At 52.2% G+C, this 17,480-nt stretch carries 21 protein-coding genes and 1 pseudogene; 7 read left to right on the forward strand and 15 right to left on the reverse strand.

Features of this window, described 5'->3' with window-relative positions; all coding sequences use genetic code 11:
- Positions 1 to 16 precede the first annotated feature (16 nt).
- Together QUE75_RS11725 and QUE75_RS11730 are read left to right on the forward strand one after the other, a co-directional pair.
- Positions 17 to 1,225 carry an efflux RND transporter periplasmic adaptor subunit gene (locus QUE75_RS11725; RefSeq protein WP_286250294.1) on the forward strand — a complete coding sequence of 403 codons (1,209 nt, stop codon included), beginning with the start codon at positions 17 to 19 and terminating at the stop codon, positions 1,223 to 1,225.
- Between the two features lie 131 nt (positions 1,226 to 1,356).
- Positions 1,357 to 2,667, forward strand: coding sequence for a methyl-accepting chemotaxis protein (locus tag QUE75_RS11730; RefSeq protein ID WP_286250296.1), 1,311 nt, complete (start codon positions 1,357 to 1,359; stop codon positions 2,665 to 2,667).
- 43 nt (positions 2,668 to 2,710) lie between these two features.
- On the opposite strand, the gene QUE75_RS11735 is transcribed toward QUE75_RS11730, so the two are convergent.
- The 3 genes and pseudogenes from QUE75_RS11735 to QUE75_RS11745 form a co-directional block, all read right to left on the reverse strand.
- Entirely contained in the window at positions 2,711 to 3,316 is a 606-nt protein-coding gene (locus QUE75_RS11735; RefSeq protein ID WP_106695971.1) for a hypothetical protein, read from the reverse strand.
- 107 nt (positions 3,317 to 3,423) lie between these two features.
- A pseudogene (locus tag QUE75_RS11740) lies at positions 3,424 to 3,540 on the reverse strand (Txe/YoeB family addiction module toxin); the annotation flags it as partial.
- Positions 3,536 to 3,778, reverse strand: coding sequence for a type II toxin-antitoxin system Phd/YefM family antitoxin (locus tag QUE75_RS11745; protein WP_061332723.1), 243 nt, complete (start codon positions 3,776 to 3,778; stop codon positions 3,536 to 3,538). The gene QUE75_RS11745 and the pseudogene QUE75_RS11740, both read right to left, overlap by 5 nt.
- Positions 3,779 to 3,985: 207 nt before the next feature.
- On the opposite strand from QUE75_RS11745, the gene QUE75_RS11750 reads away from it, so the two are divergent.
- The 3 genes from QUE75_RS11750 to QUE75_RS11760 are packed head-to-tail and all read left to right on the forward strand — an operon-like array spanning position 3,986 to position 4,680.
- Positions 3,986 to 4,180 carry a type II toxin-antitoxin system VapB family antitoxin gene (locus QUE75_RS11750; protein WP_061332722.1) on the forward strand — a complete coding sequence of 65 codons (195 nt, stop codon included), beginning with the start codon at positions 3,986 to 3,988 and terminating at the stop codon, positions 4,178 to 4,180.
- On the forward strand, positions 4,177 to 4,428 hold the full coding sequence (locus tag QUE75_RS11755) for a PIN domain-containing protein (protein ID WP_286250300.1): 252 nt from the start codon (positions 4,177 to 4,179) through the stop codon (positions 4,426 to 4,428). The genes QUE75_RS11750 and QUE75_RS11755 overlap by 4 nt, the downstream gene beginning before the upstream one ends.
- A 51-nt stretch (positions 4,429 to 4,479) precedes the next feature.
- Positions 4,480 to 4,680, forward strand: coding sequence for a BrnA antitoxin family protein (locus QUE75_RS11760; RefSeq protein WP_230714989.1), 201 nt, complete (start codon positions 4,480 to 4,482; stop codon positions 4,678 to 4,680).
- Positions 4,681 to 4,747: 67 nt separating this feature from the next.
- Here QUE75_RS11760 and QUE75_RS11765 read toward each other — a convergent pair whose 3' ends face one another.
- The 11 genes from QUE75_RS11765 to QUE75_RS11815 form a co-directional block, all read right to left on the reverse strand.
- Complete coding sequence (locus QUE75_RS11765; protein WP_061332719.1) at positions 4,748 to 5,041, reverse strand: HigA family addiction module antitoxin; 294 nt, start codon at positions 5,039 to 5,041, stop codon at positions 4,748 to 4,750.
- Positions 5,041 to 5,319, reverse strand: a complete 279-nt coding sequence (locus tag QUE75_RS11770; protein WP_230714988.1) for a type II toxin-antitoxin system RelE/ParE family toxin — start codon at positions 5,317 to 5,319, stop codon at positions 5,041 to 5,043. Before QUE75_RS11770 ends, QUE75_RS11765 begins: the two co-directional genes overlap by 1 nt.
- Positions 5,320 to 5,431: 112 nt before the next feature.
- Entirely contained in the window at positions 5,432 to 5,734 is a 303-nt protein-coding gene (locus QUE75_RS11775; protein ID WP_061332717.1) for a type II toxin-antitoxin system RelE/ParE family toxin, read from the reverse strand.
- Positions 5,722 to 5,979 (reverse strand): type II toxin-antitoxin system Phd/YefM family antitoxin, encoded by a 258-nt coding sequence (locus tag QUE75_RS11780; RefSeq protein WP_022992576.1) that lies wholly within the window; start codon positions 5,977 to 5,979, stop codon positions 5,722 to 5,724. The genes QUE75_RS11775 and QUE75_RS11780 overlap by 13 nt, the downstream gene beginning before the upstream one ends.
- Before the next feature lie 142 nt (positions 5,980 to 6,121).
- On the reverse strand, positions 6,122 to 6,421 hold the full coding sequence (locus tag QUE75_RS11785; RefSeq protein WP_016914159.1) for a helix-turn-helix domain-containing protein: 300 nt from the start codon (positions 6,419 to 6,421) through the stop codon (positions 6,122 to 6,124).
- Positions 6,414 to 6,728, reverse strand: coding sequence for a transcriptional regulator (locus tag QUE75_RS11790; protein ID WP_286250317.1), 315 nt, complete (start codon positions 6,726 to 6,728; stop codon positions 6,414 to 6,416). Before QUE75_RS11790 ends, QUE75_RS11785 begins: the two co-directional genes overlap by 8 nt.
- Positions 6,729 to 7,311: 583 nt before the next feature.
- Complete coding sequence (locus tag QUE75_RS11795; protein ID WP_286250320.1) at positions 7,312 to 10,923, reverse strand: YobI family P-loop NTPase; 3,612 nt, start codon at positions 10,921 to 10,923, stop codon at positions 7,312 to 7,314.
- Positions 10,924 to 11,285: 362 nt separating this feature from the next.
- Positions 11,286 to 11,636 carry an RNA recognition motif domain-containing protein gene (locus tag QUE75_RS11800; protein WP_232902770.1) on the reverse strand — a complete coding sequence of 117 codons (351 nt, stop codon included), beginning with the start codon at positions 11,634 to 11,636 and terminating at the stop codon, positions 11,286 to 11,288.
- Positions 11,637 to 11,838: 202 nt separating this feature from the next.
- Positions 11,839 to 13,410: a transposase gene (locus QUE75_RS11805; RefSeq protein ID WP_286250329.1), complete on the reverse strand. Its 1,572-nt coding sequence runs from the start codon at positions 13,408 to 13,410 to the stop codon at positions 11,839 to 11,841.
- A gap of 148 nt (positions 13,411 to 13,558) precedes the next feature.
- Positions 13,559 to 13,945, reverse strand: coding sequence for a RidA family protein (locus QUE75_RS11810; protein WP_286250330.1), 387 nt, complete (start codon positions 13,943 to 13,945; stop codon positions 13,559 to 13,561).
- A gap of 78 nt (positions 13,946 to 14,023) precedes the next feature.
- Positions 14,024 to 14,860 (reverse strand): hypothetical protein, encoded by an 837-nt coding sequence (locus QUE75_RS11815; RefSeq protein ID WP_286250332.1) that lies wholly within the window; start codon positions 14,858 to 14,860, stop codon positions 14,024 to 14,026.
- Between the two features lie 480 nt (positions 14,861 to 15,340).
- Here QUE75_RS11815 and QUE75_RS11820 point away from each other — a divergent pair, with 480 nt between their 5' ends.
- Positions 15,341 to 16,327, forward strand: coding sequence for an integron integrase (locus QUE75_RS11820; protein WP_286250334.1), 987 nt, complete (start codon positions 15,341 to 15,343; stop codon positions 16,325 to 16,327).
- Here QUE75_RS11820 and QUE75_RS11825 read toward each other — a convergent pair.
- Positions 16,324 to 16,659 (reverse strand): 4a-hydroxytetrahydrobiopterin dehydratase, encoded by a 336-nt coding sequence (locus tag QUE75_RS11825; protein WP_061332708.1) that lies wholly within the window; start codon positions 16,657 to 16,659, stop codon positions 16,324 to 16,326. The genes QUE75_RS11820 and QUE75_RS11825 overlap by 4 nt on opposite strands.
- A 126-nt stretch (positions 16,660 to 16,785) precedes the next feature.
- On the opposite strand from QUE75_RS11825, the gene imuA reads away from it, so the two are divergent.
- Positions 16,786 to 17,475 (forward strand): translesion DNA synthesis-associated protein ImuA, encoded by a 690-nt coding sequence (gene imuA, locus QUE75_RS11830; protein WP_061332707.1) that lies wholly within the window; start codon positions 16,786 to 16,788, stop codon positions 17,473 to 17,475.
- The last annotated feature ends 5 nt before the right edge of the window (positions 17,476 to 17,480 follow it).

Consider the following 17,480-nt stretch of genomic DNA (forward strand, 5'->3'; position numbering starts at 1 on the left):
TTGCAGGGAACACCTCATGGCCGTGCGTAACCACATAACCGGCAAAAGACTTTTCTGGTCACTGATGGCAGCACTGACCGTGGTGACTTTCGCGTTTATCCTGAGGCCAGAGCCGGTTTGGGTAGACCTGTCTACCGCGCAACGGGGCCCGCTGGAGGTAACCGTGCGGGAAGAAGGTAAAACCCGGGTAAAAGACCGCTATCTGGTGTCATCACCGGTAACCGGCTTTGTACACCGGCTTGAGCTGGACGTGGGAGACACGGTTATCCCCGGGGAGTTACTCACCCTGATCGACCCCATGCCCGCCAGCATTCTGGATGCCCGCAGCCGCGCTGAAGCAGAAGCCCGAGTCGCTGCCGCCCGCTCTTCGCTCCAATCCATCCGCCAGAAGGCCGCCGCGGCGGAGGCCGACGCAGACTTCAGCCAACAGGAATACCAGCGATTACTGGCACTAAGACCGTCCAGCTTTGTCTCGGACGAACAGTTGCAACAGGCCAGAACCACCGCCGCTCGTGCCCAGGCTATCTTGCGCTCTGCCAGGTTTGATGAAGAAGTCGCCAGCCATGAACTCGCTGCTGCGCAAACCCGGCTGCAGGTGTCCAGCGCCACCGCCAACGGAGGCAAACCGGCAGAGCGCGTAGCGGTTCGTTCCCCCATTCATGGTGCTGTGCTCGGGCTGGTCAGGAAAAGCGAAGGCATTGTCCAGGCCGGAGAGCCATTACTGGAATTGGGAGACCCGGGCACCCTGGAAGTGGTGGTAGACGTACTGAGTTTCGATGCCGTGAAACTGGAGCCTGGCCTGGCCACCCGCCTGACAGGATGGGGCGGCCCCACCCTCAATGCGGTTATCCGGCGAGTGGAGCCCGTTGGCTTCCAGGATGTCTCAGCACTTGGTGTTGAAGAACAACGGGTAAAAGTTATTGCCGATATGCTCAGCCCCCACGAACACTGGCAGCTTCTGGGCGATGGCTACCGAGTGGATGCCGAGTTTATTCTTTGGCAAGCCGAAGACGCCCTGCAAGTGCCAGCCTCCGCCCTGTTCCGCCACAACAACGGGTATGCGGTTTTCAAGGTTACTGGAGACCGCGCCAATATCCAGCCAGTGGAGGCAGGCCACGGTAACGGACTAAGCACCGTCATCCTGTCGGGGCTCAATGAAGGCGACCGCGTTGTGCGGCACCCGGGGCGAGGGCTGAATGATGGAGATCGAATCCGGGTTCGTTGAGCCTCTCTGGTAACGGAGTGTCCTTGCACTGAGCAGAACTAACCGATGCCGTTTAATTTCCTTCCAGACTGACCTCAAGAGTCAGCCGCCCCGGCCGTTAACAAGGAACTCTCTCTTGTTGGGGTTTCCCGATGTTTAATAGCCAGCTCAAAAAAGAACTCGAAGACCAACGTGCAGAATTGGCCATGCTGCGCCAGCTGACGCACCAGATGGACCGAGGCATGCTGTCTATAAGGCTCGATTCCAACTTCTGCGTCTGCGCGGTAAACCAGGACTTCGCCGACACTCTGGGCTACCAGTCAGACCAGCTTCTTGGCCGACCGCTGTCGGATCTTGTTCCGCCCTATGTCTCAAAGCTGCCCTGCTTCCATAACTTCAACAAGGCAATGGCAGAATTCGCGCCGGTTAGCGACAACTACCGCTACTTGAGCGCCAGTGGCCCACTGGTGTGGCTGAACATACACTGGTTTCCCGTGCGCGGGGCGGATGGCAAGCTCGCTTACGTTCAAGGCTATGCCCGCGACGTCACCGAAACCGTGGAAGGTGGAAAAGAAAGCGAGGCCTTCATTGATGCACTGATCCGTTCCACCGCGGTTATTCAATTCAACCTAGACGGCACGGTTATCACCGCAAACAATCAGTTTCAGCGGGCCATGGGCTATCAGCTCAACGAACTCGTTGGCCAGCATCACCGCAAATTCTGCACGCCAGAGGAAGCCAACTCCCCTGAATATGACGCCTTCTGGAAAAAACTTAATAACGGAGAGTACGTGGCAGACCGCTTCAAACGGATCGACAGCCGTGGCCACGAGGTATGGCTGGAGGCCACCTATAACCCGGTCTACGATGCCGAGGGTAACCTCTCCAAGGTGGTAAAGTTTGCCAGCGTGGTCACTGATCAGGTCGCACGGGAAGCCGAAGTACGGGAGGGCGCAAGCGTGGCCTACGACGTCTCACAGCAAACGGATATCAGCGCCCAAAAGGGCACGACCGTGGTCCAGGAGACCGTCGAAACGATGCAGAATATAGCAGCTCAAATGCAGGCCGCGACTGAAAGTATCGAGGCCCTGAGCAAACAATCACTGCAAATCAACTCGATCGTGCAAACCATTGGTGGTATCGCCGCGCAAACCAACCTGTTGGCGCTAAACGCAGCGATTGAAGCTGCCAGAGCGGGCGAACATGGGCGCGGATTTGCCGTGGTTGCTGACGAAGTGCGGCAATTGGCAGCCCGTACCAGTCAAGCCACGGATGAGATTGTGAGCGTCGTCGAGAAAAACCAGGTGCTCTCGGATGAAGTCATGCACCAGATGTTCCGCACCCGGGAGAATGCAGAGCAAGGGCTGGAACTGGCCAATCAGGCGGGTGAAGTGATTCTGGAAATCAAGGAAGGCGCCAAACAGGTTGTGGACGCTGTTGAGCGCTTTGCCAAAGAGTTGTAAACAGCTCCCGAAGTGTCATTTGAATATCAACTGAAACTACCGCTCAAAACCCGAATCCGAAACCGAGGCCCACGAGGGTGCCATTGATTTCAGTGTTGCCCTCAAGCGTAAGCGCCGTATAAAACCGGCTACCTCGTCCAACCAACTGAGTAGACCAGGCAACCCCGGTGTCCCGGCGTACCTGCCTTGCCTCCCCAACCTGTTGTCTCAGGGTTTCCTTGATCCACCCCGGGCCACCACCAATCCATACCTCAGCAGCCCCCTGGCTACTGCTCCGGCCCCACGCACGGTATTGATAGAGTAAGGCATGCTCGCGAATAGTTCGGCCCTCGCTGTCACTGGAATCGCAATCGGACCGGAGATCACACAGCGTGATGACGTCTTTAAAAGCCGACCAGCCATTTGAAGCATCATTGGAAACATCGGTATAACGGGCTTGAAAGCGATGCTGCTGCGATGGCCGAAAAGCCAACAAAACCTGGTAGCCGGCATGGTTGTCTCCACTGTTTCGCCAATTATTCAAGGCCACCCCGAGCTCCAGGCCATGCCAGTCCCCGGCACCAACCTCTGCCGCAGCAGCTTTGCCCGGCAGCGAAATCAGACAAGAAAAAAACATGACAGCGAAAATCGCCCGCAGCCGTAACATCATTATTATTTTCCCAGTTGGCTAACATATTGGTGATTGCATCCTGGCAGGGGCAATCTTAGAGCCGCATCGCTGTGAAAAATTGCCCGGCAACAGCGGCTGGTTATGCATCACTCGTAGTGGCTCCAGAGCCTGAGAACTCTCACCACCCGCTCGTCTTCCAGCTCTTGGTAAACCAGACGATGCTGAATATTGTAGCGACGCGAATACGCCCCCGCGAGGTCACCAGCCCAGCTCCTCATCACATTCATCCACAGGGGAATCCATTCCCTCACGAATAGACTCCCGCATACCAGGTACAGAAAGGAGATAAAGTGTTTCCTGAATGGCTGACCAGTCTTCCTCGGATACCAAAACGGCCTTGTTCCGCTTACCCATAATGACGATTGGCTGGTGGGACTCGGCAGTCTCGTCGATCAACCGATATAGGTTACTGCGCGCCTCAGTTGCTGTGATTCCGGTCATGACGCACCTCTTGTGTGTTCAACTTTTCACCAAGTGTACGCCTTTAGGTACGTACGACAAGACGAACGCCCTGCATAACGCCCGGCTCGCGCGCCGGTTTGGAGCCGCGAAGCGGCGTAAAATGGGTGGCTGTGCAGCCGATTGTTATGTTTTCCCCGAAGTGCTAGATTGTGTATAGAAACTGTAAACCATACACATAGGTGCACCATGAGAACGAACATTGTCATTGACGACGAGTTGATGGCCGAAGCCCTCAAAGCCTCCGGCTACAAAACCAAAAAAGAAGCCGTTGAGCAAGGCCTGAAACTTCTGGTCCAGTTGAGCAAGCAGCAGGAAATTCGAAAACTGCGCGGCAAGGTCAAGTGGGAAGGCGACCTGAATGAAATGCGGAGCGCCGGATGATACTGGTGGATACCAGCGTCTGGATCGACTATTTCAACGGAGTCACTAACCCACATACCGATCTGTTGGATGCCTCGATAGTCCAAGGATATGTCGCTATCGGGGACCTCATATTTCTGGAAATCCTGCAAGGCATCCGCAACGACAAACAATATCGTCAGACCAAACAAAGCCTGATGGCGCTGGATCGCGACTTTATCCCCTTTGTTGATCATCTTGGACTTGAGCCGGCCCTGAGAGAAACATAACGCCTGCAGCATGGGCGCCTATGGAATGGAGCCGAAGGCGAAATGTAAGGGGTGTCGCAGTGCCTGCATTGGAGTCAGGCCAAGCCGGCATCGCTCCCGAAGCTGAAACCCTCAACCAAGACTATCTCACTCCGGTTGCCGGAAACCTTGCTTGATCGGATCAAAATCGAAGCCAACAAGCGGGACATGCCCTATCAATCACTGATCAAGGCTTGGCTTGCGGACGACGTGAACGACAGCCGTCGGACCTGAGGTGCTAACGCTGAGCGAAGCGGCGTGCCGGAGCGCCAGCGTAGGCGCGTCCGACAACAGCCACTGGTTAAGCTGCTTCGAAGTCCAGGGGATGAATGCCATCCAGATTGACCGTATTGCGGGCCACCCAAAGATCGTACATGTCCTGCATTGCCAACCAGCTCTCAGGAGTACGCCCGAGAACCTTGGATAGCCGCAATGACATTTCCGGGCTAATACCACTATTTCCTTTGAGCAACCGAGACAAAGTGGAAGGTGATACGCCCAGACTGGAAGCAAGCTGACGGGAACTGATACCGAAAGGCGCCAGGTACACCTCCCGAATGAATTCACCGGGATGTGGCGGATTATGCATGGTCATTAGTGATAATCCTCATAATCAAGTATGTAGGCGTTGCCGTCCCGAAATTCGAACGTCATGCGCCAGTTTCCGCTTACCCAAATCGACCACCGCCCTTTGTCTAGCCCCTTCAATGGGTGAAGCCGAAAACCAGGGATATCCATATCATCCACCGAAGTGGCGGTATCCAGAGCTGCCAGCTGCATGCGCAGTTTCTTGGGATGATCTGGCTGTATGCCAGACGTGCTGCCGGTCGAGTAGAACCGCTTCAGTCCTTTGTGACGGAATGATTTAATCATGAGGAAATGCTAGCATGTTGCGCACCACGCAACAACCAAGCTTAACGCCGAAGCGCACCGGTGACTTTGACGTAGCGAAGCGGAGACAAAGGCATCCGAGTCACGCGCCTGGTTAGCTGTTCCCAAGCATGTACGCCCGAAGCTGTCGCTCCTCTCGCATGACATAGAGGACGAGAACCCGCTTCTTATCCTCACGATAAAAAATGCGACACGGTGGAACCACTACCTCCCTGTATACCGAATTAGGGAGCTCTGGAGGAATCCGTCCGGATTGGGGAAAATCTTCCAAGCGCTCGGTCTTATCGAAAACTTCCTGGACCAGATGACTTGCGGCAACAGGATTATCCAGAGCAATGTACTCAGCTATGGCATCCAGTTCTTGAAGGGCAGGCTCCGTCCAGATTACTTCAGCCATTTACTCATTTTCTCCCTGGCCTCACTTTGACTGTACGTTCTTCCCTCAAGTACAGCACGCTCTCCCCGTGAGAGCCCCTCAAGCAGCTCAAGTCGGCGCTGCATAAACTCGTAATCCTGCACATCGACAAGATATGCCGATGGCTGACCATGCTCCGTGATCAGTATCGGCTCCTTAGACAAGTGCAGATCTGCCAGAATCTTTGTGGCTTGGCGCTTGAGGTTCGTAACAAGCTCAACTTTCATGGGCTCACCCTAAATCAGACTAATAGTGACACTATAGTATCACTTTTCAGGTGGGGCAATCACAGCTAACGCCCGCCAACATGCGCGGCTACGAAATGAAGGCGAAGCCGCAATGCAGTAGGCGTCGCCGTGATTGGCCTTGTTAACCCCTGAGCTCGAGGTCTTCCCGAATCACCTCCGGATGGCGAAACGCAATCTCGATGAGCGCTTTTGCCGGCCCGGAAGGTTTACGTCGCCCCTGCTCCCATTCCTGTAGCGTGCGCGGGGAAATGTGGAGCACCTCGGCAAACTCTCGTTGTGTAAGGCCAGTCTTGCCGCGCGCCTCTGCGACCTCATTTGGCTCCACACGACTGACTCGTGCGGCTTTGCCTGCTTTCATTTCTTTAACAGATTGGAGCAGCTTGTTACCAAGCTCCTCAGCACTCAGAGTCTCATTACTCATTTTCCAATACCTCACGAATCGACTTCAGGATATGCGCGGGTATGTTCTCCTTGACGGCCTTCTTGTAGATCACCAACAACCAGATCTCACCATTTGCCAATCTGGTGAAGTAGATGACTCGCACTCCACCACGCTTCCCTGAACCCGCCACCGACCAACGAACCTTTCTACATCCACCGCTCCCTGGAATGGGATCGCCAATTTCCGGATTGGCTGCCAGCCAGGCAAAGAACGCATTCCGTTCCTCCTCAGTCCAGATCTTTCTGGCATCTGATTCGAATGTAGGGGTTTCGATGATGGTAAACATGATGACCAATATACGTCATTGACGGAGTTTTGCAAGGTGGCGGGTGGAAGGGTTAACGCTCGGCTCTGCGGCTGGGAAAAGTGGAGGCGAAGCCGGAGCTTTTACCAGTCCGACAGAAGCCATTTGTTAGCTCTTTGGCTTTAGTGATTATATTTATCAATATAAAAAACACTCTAATTTCGACTAAAAATTATACTGCTTTGATTGATATTAGTTCAATTCCGAGAAATTCCGTTACTTCGTCGTCAAGATCAAAGTCATCACTATCAAGGGCGAAGTATACTCTTCCTTCATTTGTATCCACTAAGAACTCCTAGAGAGCTAACATTTTAATACTGAGCCTGCGCGTTTTCTGCCTTACCCTGCGTATCATATCGCAACGGCCATTCCATAATGGCTTGATCTTGGACCATTTTCTCCCGAGCTGTCAGTAGTAAGGGGCAACATATACTGTTGCTCTGTCCGCCAAGCCGCTTCAATTACCAGCATTGCAAGAGTTGGCCCGAAGCGGTCGTTCGGTGTGTGGCGCTCCAGGCGGGGTAACGCCGACGCCGAGACAGTGCGGAATTTTGGAAGCCGCTTATCAGCGTCTATAGAGATTCACTTTTATATCATTATTGAATAATTTACTCTCACTCCATGACGAAATAATGTTTCTTGAGTCAAGCCACCTAACCAACTCTATATTCTCGGAACTGTTCTTCAGTTTCGGCGCCATATACCCAGTTTTTATTTCGGAAAACGGTCGCGGTAGATTGGCCAAGACTTGACGCACTTCATTATCATTTAAATGAGCATGACATTTATTTAGAAGTGATATTTGCGTCTCTATAGGTCTAGAATGCTCAATTAAAGATCGTACTATACCGACATCAAGGTCGAAAATTTCGACGTCGGTATTTTGAATGATTGGACCAATAAGTGCTGCTCTGTTGGGTAAATTTACGAGTGCTCCAAGGTCCATCAACTCAACTATCCGGAGTTTGGCTGCATGATCAATTTCAGATCGAAGAAGATCTTCCAAGAAATCTTCGTCCAGCGCAAAGCTGTCTGGGTCCGCCAAATATGTGTCGATATTGGCCGCGACAAATAGTACCTGCAAGTCCCTATTGTCAGTGAGCGCGTCGAGACTCTCCTTAGTGAATGTGATTTTTCCTTCATCTATCAGGATTCGAAGCTTGGCTGGCTCGAGTCCTTCGGGTGGCTTTTTGAACGAGTTCGGCAGGGCGTGAGCATATTCTCTGTAGGCGGCATGAGACAGCGAGCCTGCCCCGACGAGGAATTGACGCAGCTGCAGTGAATCTGAGTCACTTGGTATGGGGTATTTCAGGATAGCCGCACGGACAACATCCCGATCAAGATAGCCAACCAGGCTATCTGCTTCGAACCCTTCACCTTCCATAAAATCAAGACAGTTCACCCAAGTTGGTTCGATCACATTTAGCTTGAACAGCATTGCGTGCAATCTCTCGGGCACATCTTCTAGAGTTGGCAGCAGGGTCGTCTGCCGTTCAAGAAACTCCCGAAGATCATCCTCATCAAGCGTATCGTGGCGAACCACGGCAAGAATAGCAGGCGCATCCTCTTTAGAATTTTCTTCAAGCTCCAAAAGTACATCGATAAAGTAGCGGTCGAAATCGCGTTCGACCCGCTTCATCAAGGTTGTGTTATTCGTCGAACGTATGGCCGTGAAGTTCCTCTCGCGTAGTGGCTCGAGATCGTTCTCTCCCAAAATCGCTTGGTAGACGTACTCCAGGTTCGGGATCGTGAGTTCGAAAAGCCCCTCCTCGAACATGACGCGTACAATTTCAGAGTGTTCTTTGATTGCAGCCAGATCTTTGATCTCAAAGTCGAGACATGCAAGGCGTTCCGGTTCTAGTTCGGGTGAATTCACCAGAATCTCTGGAAGGTTCGCCGAAACAAATTCCGGTAACTCATCAAAATCCCTTGCGAGCGTTTTGAGCGAGGTTTCCGGTAGGTTCGAGACCAGTTGGGTGACGTGGGAGATATTGTTAGGGCTGGCAATGACAGTTGGGACTAGACTTTTCCAAGCTTTGACTAGTCCCGAAAGAAGTCCTACAACATCGCGGCCGCTGGTGTAATAGGCATCGAAAAAGTCCTCGCAGCTCTCGAATTCGGACGAGAGAAACTCGAAAAGCTTCTGCGTTTGGTCGAGGTAACTGCTCCGGTCACCCAGGAGACTATCGACAAGCTTGACGTTCAAGACATAGCTTTGCCGGAAGTCTTCATCTCGCATCGCTGCGATGACCTCTTTCGGATTGTCGATCGGAAAACCCGGCTCAGGCGTGACGAATGCCCGTATCTGGATCAGAAACTTATTGTCATTGGGCGACAAACGGCCTGAGTGAAAGAGTGAAGTGTATTGGTAGTAGGTATCGTCGAGATGGCCTTCCAGAATCAGAAAACGGGCAAGCTCTCCGTTTTCCCCGAAGTTCCCGAAAAGATCCTGCACGTGGTCGGCGTTCAAACGCAACAGCTCGTTGAGCTTAGTCGTGCGAAGCGCTGCGATCTTTGATCTTAGGTCGCGTATTTGGCGCAAGCTCTTGTTCTTATTATCAGCCGCCTTGCTTTCGATCTCCTCCTTGCGTTGCTGGTAGGATTTCTGGGAGTCCACCTCGCTTTGCAATTTGGAAACATCGACCTGATGTTGTTGACCATTGATGTTGCGGCCGATAAGACGGGAAGCCTCTATAAGTTGCTCAAACGCATCGTGGCTGACCAACTGTGGAAGGGGGATCCATTGTGACCCATCAATACGAACGCTGTTAACATTCGCTGGAAGCTTCTCAATCAGAGCCATAGCGTAGATTTGCCGCAACTCTCTCAGGTCCGAAGGCGTCTGTCGCTCGGCGACTTCAAGCCGCTTTTCGAGTTCCGCGATCTCGGTCCTATACGTGGCCTCACCATGCCCAATGAGCTCGTCTTGGCGGTTCAATATTTCAGCGAGAGTCCCCGCGCCGCGGTGCAGTTGCTCAAAGTCCCTTGGATAGACGTTTTTATAGATCAGGATCGCGAGGAGCTTGTTGGCGTCGAGCAGATTCTCTCCATCAGTTTCCAAATTAGCCACATAAATGGCGTATTCATTAAAGATGTTCTGAATCAACCTCAGGTCGTTCAGGTATCGTGAGACCTCTCTCAGAAACTGCCGATCAAGGCGGCCGTCGAGCTCAAGTCTCCTTCCCTGCTCCAATACCATGTCGATCGAATTCGATGTGTTGATGATCGGTATGACGGGAATGATGAATTCGAAGAACTTGGTTCGATCGGTGTTGACAAACATGTCGTCGCGCAGGGCGTAGAGGAATCTGATGGTGCGTTTCACGCCTGCGTTCTCGTTCACGAGGCTATTAATTTCGCGCAGTGTGACGAAAATTTCGGCATTTTCAAATCGATCTATATCCTCAATGACTACAAGGTCGTAATCGGTTGATTGGAAGAAGTAGACTATTTCGTCTAGGTGACGGTTCAATATGGACGCCTGGTCATCATGTGCAGGCTTTATCTCAACGTCCTTCAACGAGATGCTCTTGAGTGACAGACCGAAGCTCGCGACATAAAAATGATGCAGTGTCACCCAGAGGAATGTTGCCGCGAGCACGAAGGTCCCCAGGTTGAGCCAATTGCTGAGCGCGAGCGGAACGAAAAAGGGGCCGCTGATGATGTCTTCTCGCTGATGAAACACGTACCAAAGCGCGAGAATTCCAAGCATTATGTAAAGAGATTTAAAAATCGACCAAACACCGGGCGACTGAATTCTTTTGAACCGCGATAGCGGAAGCTTGTTTGCGTCAGCACCATACAGCATCTGCTGCAGGATGCTTCTCTCAATCTCTTGACGGCTCACCTTCTCGCCCCCGGAATCGGCCTCGGGAACGAACGCAGCAAGAGAAATATGAAGCGCAGGCCGCCGATACTTCTTCAAGAAGGATTGGATGATGCTGCTCTTTCCCGACCCATAGGGACCCGTTAGGGCAATGTTGGAGACCTTCGCATTGTTCGTCGCAAACAAAATCGCTTCGGAATATACGCCAGCCTTGTCTGCCTCATCAGTTGGCGCGAGGTCCACGAACTTCGATTGCATGTCGGCGGAGCGGTCTTTGCTTTCCAGCCAAGACACGATGCTATAGAGGCTATTGGCAAGCCAGCGTGTTAGTGAGGTGATGGTCTTTATCATACGATGCTGAACTAACCTAACCTTCAAGAAACGAAAATGCACGAAAGGCTGACTTAAATCAGCCCACTTTTGCCTGGGCACTCTTGCTTATTTAAATTCTATGTTTGGATTCGGACGTCCGATTGAACCTAAGGTTTCATATTGAACCACTCAGATCGCTGATACCAGTGACCGTCGAATCACCATTTCGGATCGATAGCGAGTCCGTCCCGACCCTTCTAACGTCCGCTCTGTGCGCGAAGCTGCTTCCATTACCAGCATTGCAGGAAGTGGCCCATACCGGTCGCTAACGCCAGCCAGCATGCGCGGCTACGGAATGGAGGCGAAGCCGCAATGCAGTAGGCGTCGCGTGCCTGGCCTTGTTATGGGCGGCCAACAAAGGTAACCCTGATAATTCCACCGTCAATATCTTCACCCTCAATGGTCTCGATTGCACGGTGCGCTGTCTGATATACCAAAAAGGCATGGCCCATGCTGGGTACACCTCGTGAGACCCACATTAGGGAAACTTCGGCGTAAAAACTGTAAATGAGTGCCCATTTTTTCCCAAGCCAACCAGTATTTTGCCTAAGCATGATGAGAGACCTTTTCTGCCTCTGGATGTTTAGGGCAAACTGCTTTTTTCTGGCTGCGGGCATATCGAACGACAAACTTCCGCGACCACTGAGTGCAGCCAGAACTTCAGTGTGAGTTTTCGGAATGTCATCTCTCATACGAGAGCCCCATAACGAGGCTGTAGAAAAACCCGATTCCGAGCCTTCCCCAGCACCTGGTTCCTAAAATTTTCTTAGCGGCCATCAGTTAGCCGATTATCATCGTTCCGATGTTCAGCCATGAGTTTCAGCCCTTTTGACGGTGTCAGTGCCGGTATAGCTGACATCCAGCAGACACATTTGTAACCGCCTGATCCCGACATCACGCTGCTAACCGCCCGTAATTCGCCAACTTCTCAATATTGTGCACCAGGCAGTATAGCTGCCATTGGCCTTGCACCTTCTTCTTGCCTCGCAAGCTGAAGCGATTCAGCCGTTTGTTCGTGCCGATGTTGCCGAACACCGGCTCCACCACCGACATTCGGTGGCTGTATATCTCTTTGCCCTGTTGGCTGTCGACCCGGTGCTTCATCCAGTCCGTGTAGTTCGGCAGACGCTTGTTCTCAATGGTGAACGACACCTGTCGGCCAGACCCATTTCGGTGGTTAGCGGATGCAGGGTTCTGCATGCATTGGTGCTTCTTGGGACAGTGGCGACATTGCAGCAATCGACCTTCGAAGTGAACTCGGACCTTGCCATTCTCGGCTTCCCTTTGACCCCGATAGGTAAGCTCTTCGCCAGTCGGGCAGACGCAGATCAGGTTCACGGGATCGAACTGGAATTCACTGGCCGGAATGATGTCTTTCCAACCCTTGTCCGGCAGGTTTTGATGCCGCTTGCCGTACTTGTCTTTCTGGTTTGTGAACTTCGGGTCCCGGCTGCGGAACTGGTTGTCTGGCACATAGCCGTTGATCTGACGGTCATGCAGGTACTGCATGTTGGCCTCGTTGGCGAAGCCGGTGTCGGCAGTGACAATAGCGCCAGACTGGTAGATGTTGTCAGCGATACCCAGTTTCTTGAAACGGGCTTCGACGGTTTCCAGTACCGGTTGCAGGGTGTGATGTTCCTGGCCTTCGCCAAAGGCCTGGGCGTCGATGATGATTTGGTGTTTCTTATCCACCGTGGCGACCCCATTGTAGCCCTGGATCGTGCCTTTGCTGGTGGTCATCTTGGCGCTTTCGTTATCGGTGACGTTGCTCTTCACTTCCTTGCTCCGTTTCCCCCGGCCCATCCGTGGGCGGCTCGTCTTTAGGAAACGATCAATCTTTTTAGCGGCCTCATCCAACGACAGAATGGTCTTCGCTCGGCGGATGTCGCGGTCCAGTTCGGCCTCGGTGTCTGCCTCGTCCCGCTCGTAATGCGCCCTGAGGTGATGACGGATCAGTCGTCGCAGTTTCTCCCGCTTCTCGCCCAGCTCTTTAAAGGTGCCGGACCATTCCTTGGCCGCGTTGGAGGACATTTTGCAGCCGTCGATGGCAAACAGCTCGTTACCCAACAGACCTTCTTCGTGGCACACCAGCAGAACTTGTTCGAACAGCTCTTCGATCTCATCGGCGTGGCTGCTGACAAACTTGGCCAGGGTCGTGAAATGCGGAACGGTATCGCAGGAGAGAGCTTTGAAGATGATGTTGGTCTCGCAACACCACTGCATTTCGCGACTGGAGGTGATGCCCTTGGAGTAGGCAAACAGGATGATCTTCAGCAGGATGGCCGGATCGTAGGCCAGCCGGCCAGTGTCTTCGTTGCGGTACTTGGGATGAAACACCGCCAGGTTCAGTTTGTGCTCGATCAGGTAGTGCACCGCGTGTTCAAAGGTGCCGGGCTGGAGCTGTTCCTGGTAGTTGATGGCGACCATGGTGTCCTGGTCGTAGTTGTAGTGCTTGAAGCGGGGCATCTGACCACTCCTTGTCCGTTTGCCTGATCCTATCAAAACACAGGGTGATTTCGGGGTTTTTCTACAGCCTCAACGCCAGCCATAAGCGGCGGCCCGACAGGGACGTCCGGTGGAGGGCCACCGGCCCGGAACAGACTTAATGGCTTTGTTATACCGGACCCAGGACACAATCGATCTCCGTTTCTACAAGCCAGTCCGGATTGATGAAGCGGCTTACTTCAACAAACGTACACGCGGGCTTTATTGCAGAAAATAACTCACCATGTGCTTTGGCGGCTTCCTCCCAACGAGAAATGTCAGTGAGCATGATGCGAGTTCTGATTATATCTGTCGGTTTTCCTCCAGCCTCTTCGATAGCCCGAATAGACAGTTCCAAGCAATACTTGGTCTGCCCATAAACATCCCCAACGCAGGTAGTTTCACCATTCTCTATGGGTGCCGTGCCGGCGACAGAAATCATGTTTCCAACTCTGCATGCTCTGGAAAACCCAATCGGTTCTTCCAAAGGAGAGCCTGAACTTACCAGTTTTCTCATATGCTCCTCCTTGAGGTATAACGCCCAATTCAGCGGGTTAATTTTGCGCAGCAAAATTTGATCCGCTGCAATTGTTTGTTAACTGTGATCCCACCGGTCATCGTCATAGTATCCGTGTTCATGACACCATTGTTCGACATCATCCTCTCTATCAATACTAGTCTCCATACCAGCAAGCTCTAGCTCTTCAAAATCTTCAAGCTTTAAACCGCAAGCATCGCACTCGAACGATTCACATAGAAAGTTAAGAGATACACCATTATCATCAGAACTTTCTTCAGTTTCACCTGTATACACGCCATTTTGGCCACATATAGGGCACTCTTGCACCATCATTGCCCAATCATCACAATAGGAAAATGATTCGTTCAGCTTGCCGCTTTTCACAACCTTCCGAGCGTTATCTAAAGCGTCTTTAACTTTCTTTACCTTTTCGCCCTCGTAATATTTTAAAAAATTTACGGTTTTCTTTTCTGGGCTAAAGGGGAAATACTTAAATACACCTAACTCAGAAACTTTATGGAATAATCTTGTTGAGTGGTAAGCAATGCTTTCCAGTTCGTATTTTTGGAAATCTGGAACAGATGCGTGCACACTTACATTTCTAATTGAAGAAAGTGAATGAAAGAAGCCTTTATACTCCTGCTTAATTTCTGGATAAAAATGAAATAAAAAAGAAGACGCCTTATCCATTTCAATAGTTTTGTACGAAAAGTATTTAAGATCGCCAATATAAGAGACTGAGTTATGTTCTTTCGTTAAGCTGTCTGGATAGCACAATAGCAGCTTGGCTTCGTCAGGTAGGCCGACATAAAGCATGTAGAGCGCCTTTTCAGCGATTACTGACTTTAATAAAAGCTCAACACTTATACATAAGTTCCCGATTGCAGGCTGAAAGTCAACCCAGCTCTTCATTCTCGCGTCATGAAAAACATCTATACCAATCTTGTAATACGACCGAGCGCTGGATCTGAGGTCTAGTGAGATTTGATTCTTTAGCTTCTCGACGTCCTTTCTGTACAAAACCACCCCCTCAAATCAGTTAACAGTGAATTATACGAACACGTTCGTATATCCCGCGTTCGTATAACTCCACCCAAAACGCGCCCAAAATTTCATACTTTTCCTAACAAGAACAGAAGGTTAACAGAAGTCACCACGGCTACCGCCGGAGTTATACGCCCTCTTTCGAGCCACCCCAGCCCCTACATAGGGGCGTATAACTCCACCCCTGAAAATCCTAGTTTCTAACCATATCAGAAGGTTACAAACATTTCCTATCCATTTTTCCGGAGTTTTGCGAACGCGTTCGTATAACTACGGCTCCATCAGGGATTGACAAATCCCTACACCAATATACTGTATATCCATACATAAAAAGAGAGAGTTCAGGATATGGATATCCGCATCCCTATTTCACCGCAATCTACCCGCTTTCTTGATCAACTCAGGAACTTTATCCGGCTACGGGGCCTGGCCTATAAAACCGAGATAACCTACGTTTTCTGGATTAAACGCTTTATCCGGTTCCATGGCCGGAAACACCCCGAAGCGATGGGCACTGCGGAGGTAGAGGCATTTTTGTCACATCTGGTACTGCAGGCAAATGTCAGCGTGGCTACCCAGCGAGTCGCACTGAATGCCCTGATTTTCCTGTACCGGGAGTTTCTGGGCACACCCTTGGAAGAGCTTCAGTATGAGGCAGCCAGAAAACCCAAGAAGCTGCCCGTTGTCTTCAGTCCGGACGAGGCCCGGCGGGTCATTGCCAACCTGGAAGGCGACTATAAACTGATCGCCATGCTACTTTACGGTTCTGGTTTACGGATAAGTGAAGCGCTTCGGCTCCGGATAAAAGACATTGATTTCGGGATGCAGCAGTTAATTATCCGCGAAGGCAAAGGCGGTAAAGACAGAATCACACTGCTTCCAGACCGGCTGATTGAGCCTCTCCAGAAGCAGATCCACTCAGCCCTGCTGCAGCACAAGGTAGATATCGCCCGTGGCTGTGGATTGGTGTATATACCGGCTGGCCTGGCCAGAAAATATCCCAGTGCCAGCCAGGAACCAGACTGGCAGTATGTATTTCCGGCACCGGATCTTTCTATTGATCCGCGTTCTGGAATACGGCGGCGCCACCACATGCTTGACCGAACGGTACAGAAGCACTTCAAGATCGCCATTCGCGCGGCGGGCATTCACAAGCCCGCCGGGAGCCACACCTTCAGGCACAGTTTTGCTACGCGGCTTCTGGAAGCAGGCTACGATTTACGCACTATCCAGAAGCTACTCGGCCATTCCGATGTCCGTACCACCGAAATCTACACCCATGTTGTCCGTAAAGGCGGCTTTGGTGTGCGCAGCCCGGTGGACGAGGCCTTTTAATAAAGCTCGTCTGTTCTGGCGGCCATAATGAAATCATTTTTGTGCAAACCGCCGATTTTGTGAGTCCACCAGCGCACGGTGGCTTTGCCCCACTCCAGCAGAATCGCGGGGTGATGGTTTTCGGCTTCGGCCAGGTCCGCCACTTTGTTGGTGAAGGCTTGCGCTTCCACGAAGTTCTTGAAGGTGAAGACCCTGCGTAGCTGTTCCTCGCCGTCTACCATCACATCTTCCCAGTCTGGGATCACGCTCAGCAGTTCCTGCTTCTCCTGGCCGGTCACTTTCGGTGCGTCTGAACGGCAGGCTTCACAGGCGTGTTGGCTCAGTTTTGTCATGGCTGTTTCTCCTCTCCTGGTTACTGTGTCCAGCGTGGGTGGCGTGAGCGGTTTTATCAAGTGGGTAGTTGAAATTCCGCCCCCACAATAATACTGTATATATAAACAGTGTTCAGAGATTTCCCCATGAGTGACCTTCTCAGCAGTCTTCTGCAGGATGCCCGCGTATGGCAGGGCCACAAGCATAGAAAAACTACGCAGCCAGCAGAGCCGACAGGCTATCAGGTTCTGGACAATCAACTGGGTGGCCTTGGTTGGCCCCGGGGCGCGTTGAGCGAATGCCTGCTGGATGCCCTCGGCATTGGTGAGTTGCACCTTGTTTTGCCATTAATGCAGCGCTTGTCTGAGCAGGGCAAGACCGTTTTCTGGCTGAACCCGCCGCACACGCCCTATGCCCCTGCCCTGGCCCGGGAAGGCGTGAATCTGGACCATCTGGTGGTGATCAACACAGACGATCAGGGCGATTTCCTGTGGACACTTGAGAACTGCCTTCGCTCACCGGTAACCGGGCTGGTGCTCGCCTGGCCTGGCAAGCTTGCCAGCCGGGATATCCGGCGGCTACAGCTGGCATCAGAAGCCGGCGGCAATGTGTGTGTGCTGTTCCGTAGCCGCCGGCAGGCGGATCAAAACTCACCTGCGGCTTTGCGCCTGGAACTGGTGCCAGGGGATCACCAGGACCTCAAAGTAAACATCATCAAGCGCCGTGGCAGCTGGCCTGGCCAACGTTGTTCCCTGGCGTTAGGGCACCGGGCAGACATCACCACTCAGGATTCATCCCGTGTGGTTCAGGGGCCGTGGCCCCGTTCACAAGGGTAAGCTGT

The organism is Marinobacter shengliensis, from assembly GCF_030297115.1.
In the GTDB taxonomy this organism is placed as follows: Bacteria; Pseudomonadota; Gammaproteobacteria; order Pseudomonadales; family Oleiphilaceae; genus Marinobacter; species Marinobacter shengliensis.

Excerpts from the sequence above, each read along its gene's own strand:
- QUE75_RS11725 (WP_286250294.1), top strand. The coding sequence starts at position 17 with ATGGCCGTGCGTAACCACATAACCGGCAAAAGACTTTTCTGGTCACTG.
- QUE75_RS11730 (WP_286250296.1), top strand. The coding sequence starts at position 1,357 with ATGTTTAATAGCCAGCTCAAAAAAGAACTCGAAGACCAACGTGCAGAA.
- QUE75_RS11735 (WP_106695971.1), bottom strand. The coding sequence starts at position 3,316 with ATGATGTTACGGCTGCGGGCGATTTTCGCTGTCATGTTTTTTTCTTGT.
- QUE75_RS11745 (WP_061332723.1), bottom strand. The coding sequence starts at position 3,778 with ATGACCGGAATCACAGCAACTGAGGCGCGCAGTAACCTATATCGGTTG.
- QUE75_RS11750 (WP_061332722.1), top strand. The coding sequence starts at position 3,986 with ATGAGAACGAACATTGTCATTGACGACGAGTTGATGGCCGAAGCCCTC.
- QUE75_RS11755 (WP_286250300.1), top strand. The coding sequence starts at position 4,177 with ATGATACTGGTGGATACCAGCGTCTGGATCGACTATTTCAACGGAGTC.
- QUE75_RS11765 (WP_061332719.1), bottom strand. The coding sequence starts at position 5,041 with ATGACCATGCATAATCCGCCACATCCCGGTGAATTCATTCGGGAGGTG.
- QUE75_RS11770 (WP_230714988.1), bottom strand. The coding sequence starts at position 5,319 with ATGATTAAATCATTCCGTCACAAAGGACTGAAGCGGTTCTACTCGACC.
- QUE75_RS11775 (WP_061332717.1), bottom strand. The coding sequence starts at position 5,734 with ATGGCTGAAGTAATCTGGACGGAGCCTGCCCTTCAAGAACTGGATGCC.
- QUE75_RS11780 (WP_022992576.1), bottom strand. The coding sequence starts at position 5,979 with ATGAAAGTTGAGCTTGTTACGAACCTCAAGCGCCAAGCCACAAAGATT.
- QUE75_RS11785 (WP_016914159.1), bottom strand. The coding sequence starts at position 6,421 with ATGAGTAATGAGACTCTGAGTGCTGAGGAGCTTGGTAACAAGCTGCTC.
- QUE75_RS11790 (WP_286250317.1), bottom strand. The coding sequence starts at position 6,728 with ATGTTTACCATCATCGAAACCCCTACATTCGAATCAGATGCCAGAAAG.
- QUE75_RS11795 (WP_286250320.1), bottom strand. The coding sequence starts at position 10,923 with ATGATAAAGACCATCACCTCACTAACACGCTGGCTTGCCAATAGCCTC.
- QUE75_RS11800 (WP_232902770.1), bottom strand. The coding sequence starts at position 11,636 with ATGAGAGATGACATTCCGAAAACTCACACTGAAGTTCTGGCTGCACTC.
- QUE75_RS11805 (WP_286250329.1), bottom strand. The coding sequence starts at position 13,410 with ATGCCCCGCTTCAAGCACTACAACTACGACCAGGACACCATGGTCGCC.
- QUE75_RS11810 (WP_286250330.1), bottom strand. The coding sequence starts at position 13,945 with ATGAGAAAACTGGTAAGTTCAGGCTCTCCTTTGGAAGAACCGATTGGG.
- QUE75_RS11815 (WP_286250332.1), bottom strand. The coding sequence starts at position 14,860 with ATGAAGAGCTGGGTTGACTTTCAGCCTGCAATCGGGAACTTATGTATA.
- QUE75_RS11820 (WP_286250334.1), top strand. The coding sequence starts at position 15,341 with ATGGATATCCGCATCCCTATTTCACCGCAATCTACCCGCTTTCTTGAT.
- QUE75_RS11825 (WP_061332708.1), bottom strand. The coding sequence starts at position 16,659 with ATGACAAAACTGAGCCAACACGCCTGTGAAGCCTGCCGTTCAGACGCA.
- imuA (WP_061332707.1), top strand. The coding sequence starts at position 16,786 with ATGAGTGACCTTCTCAGCAGTCTTCTGCAGGATGCCCGCGTATGGCAG.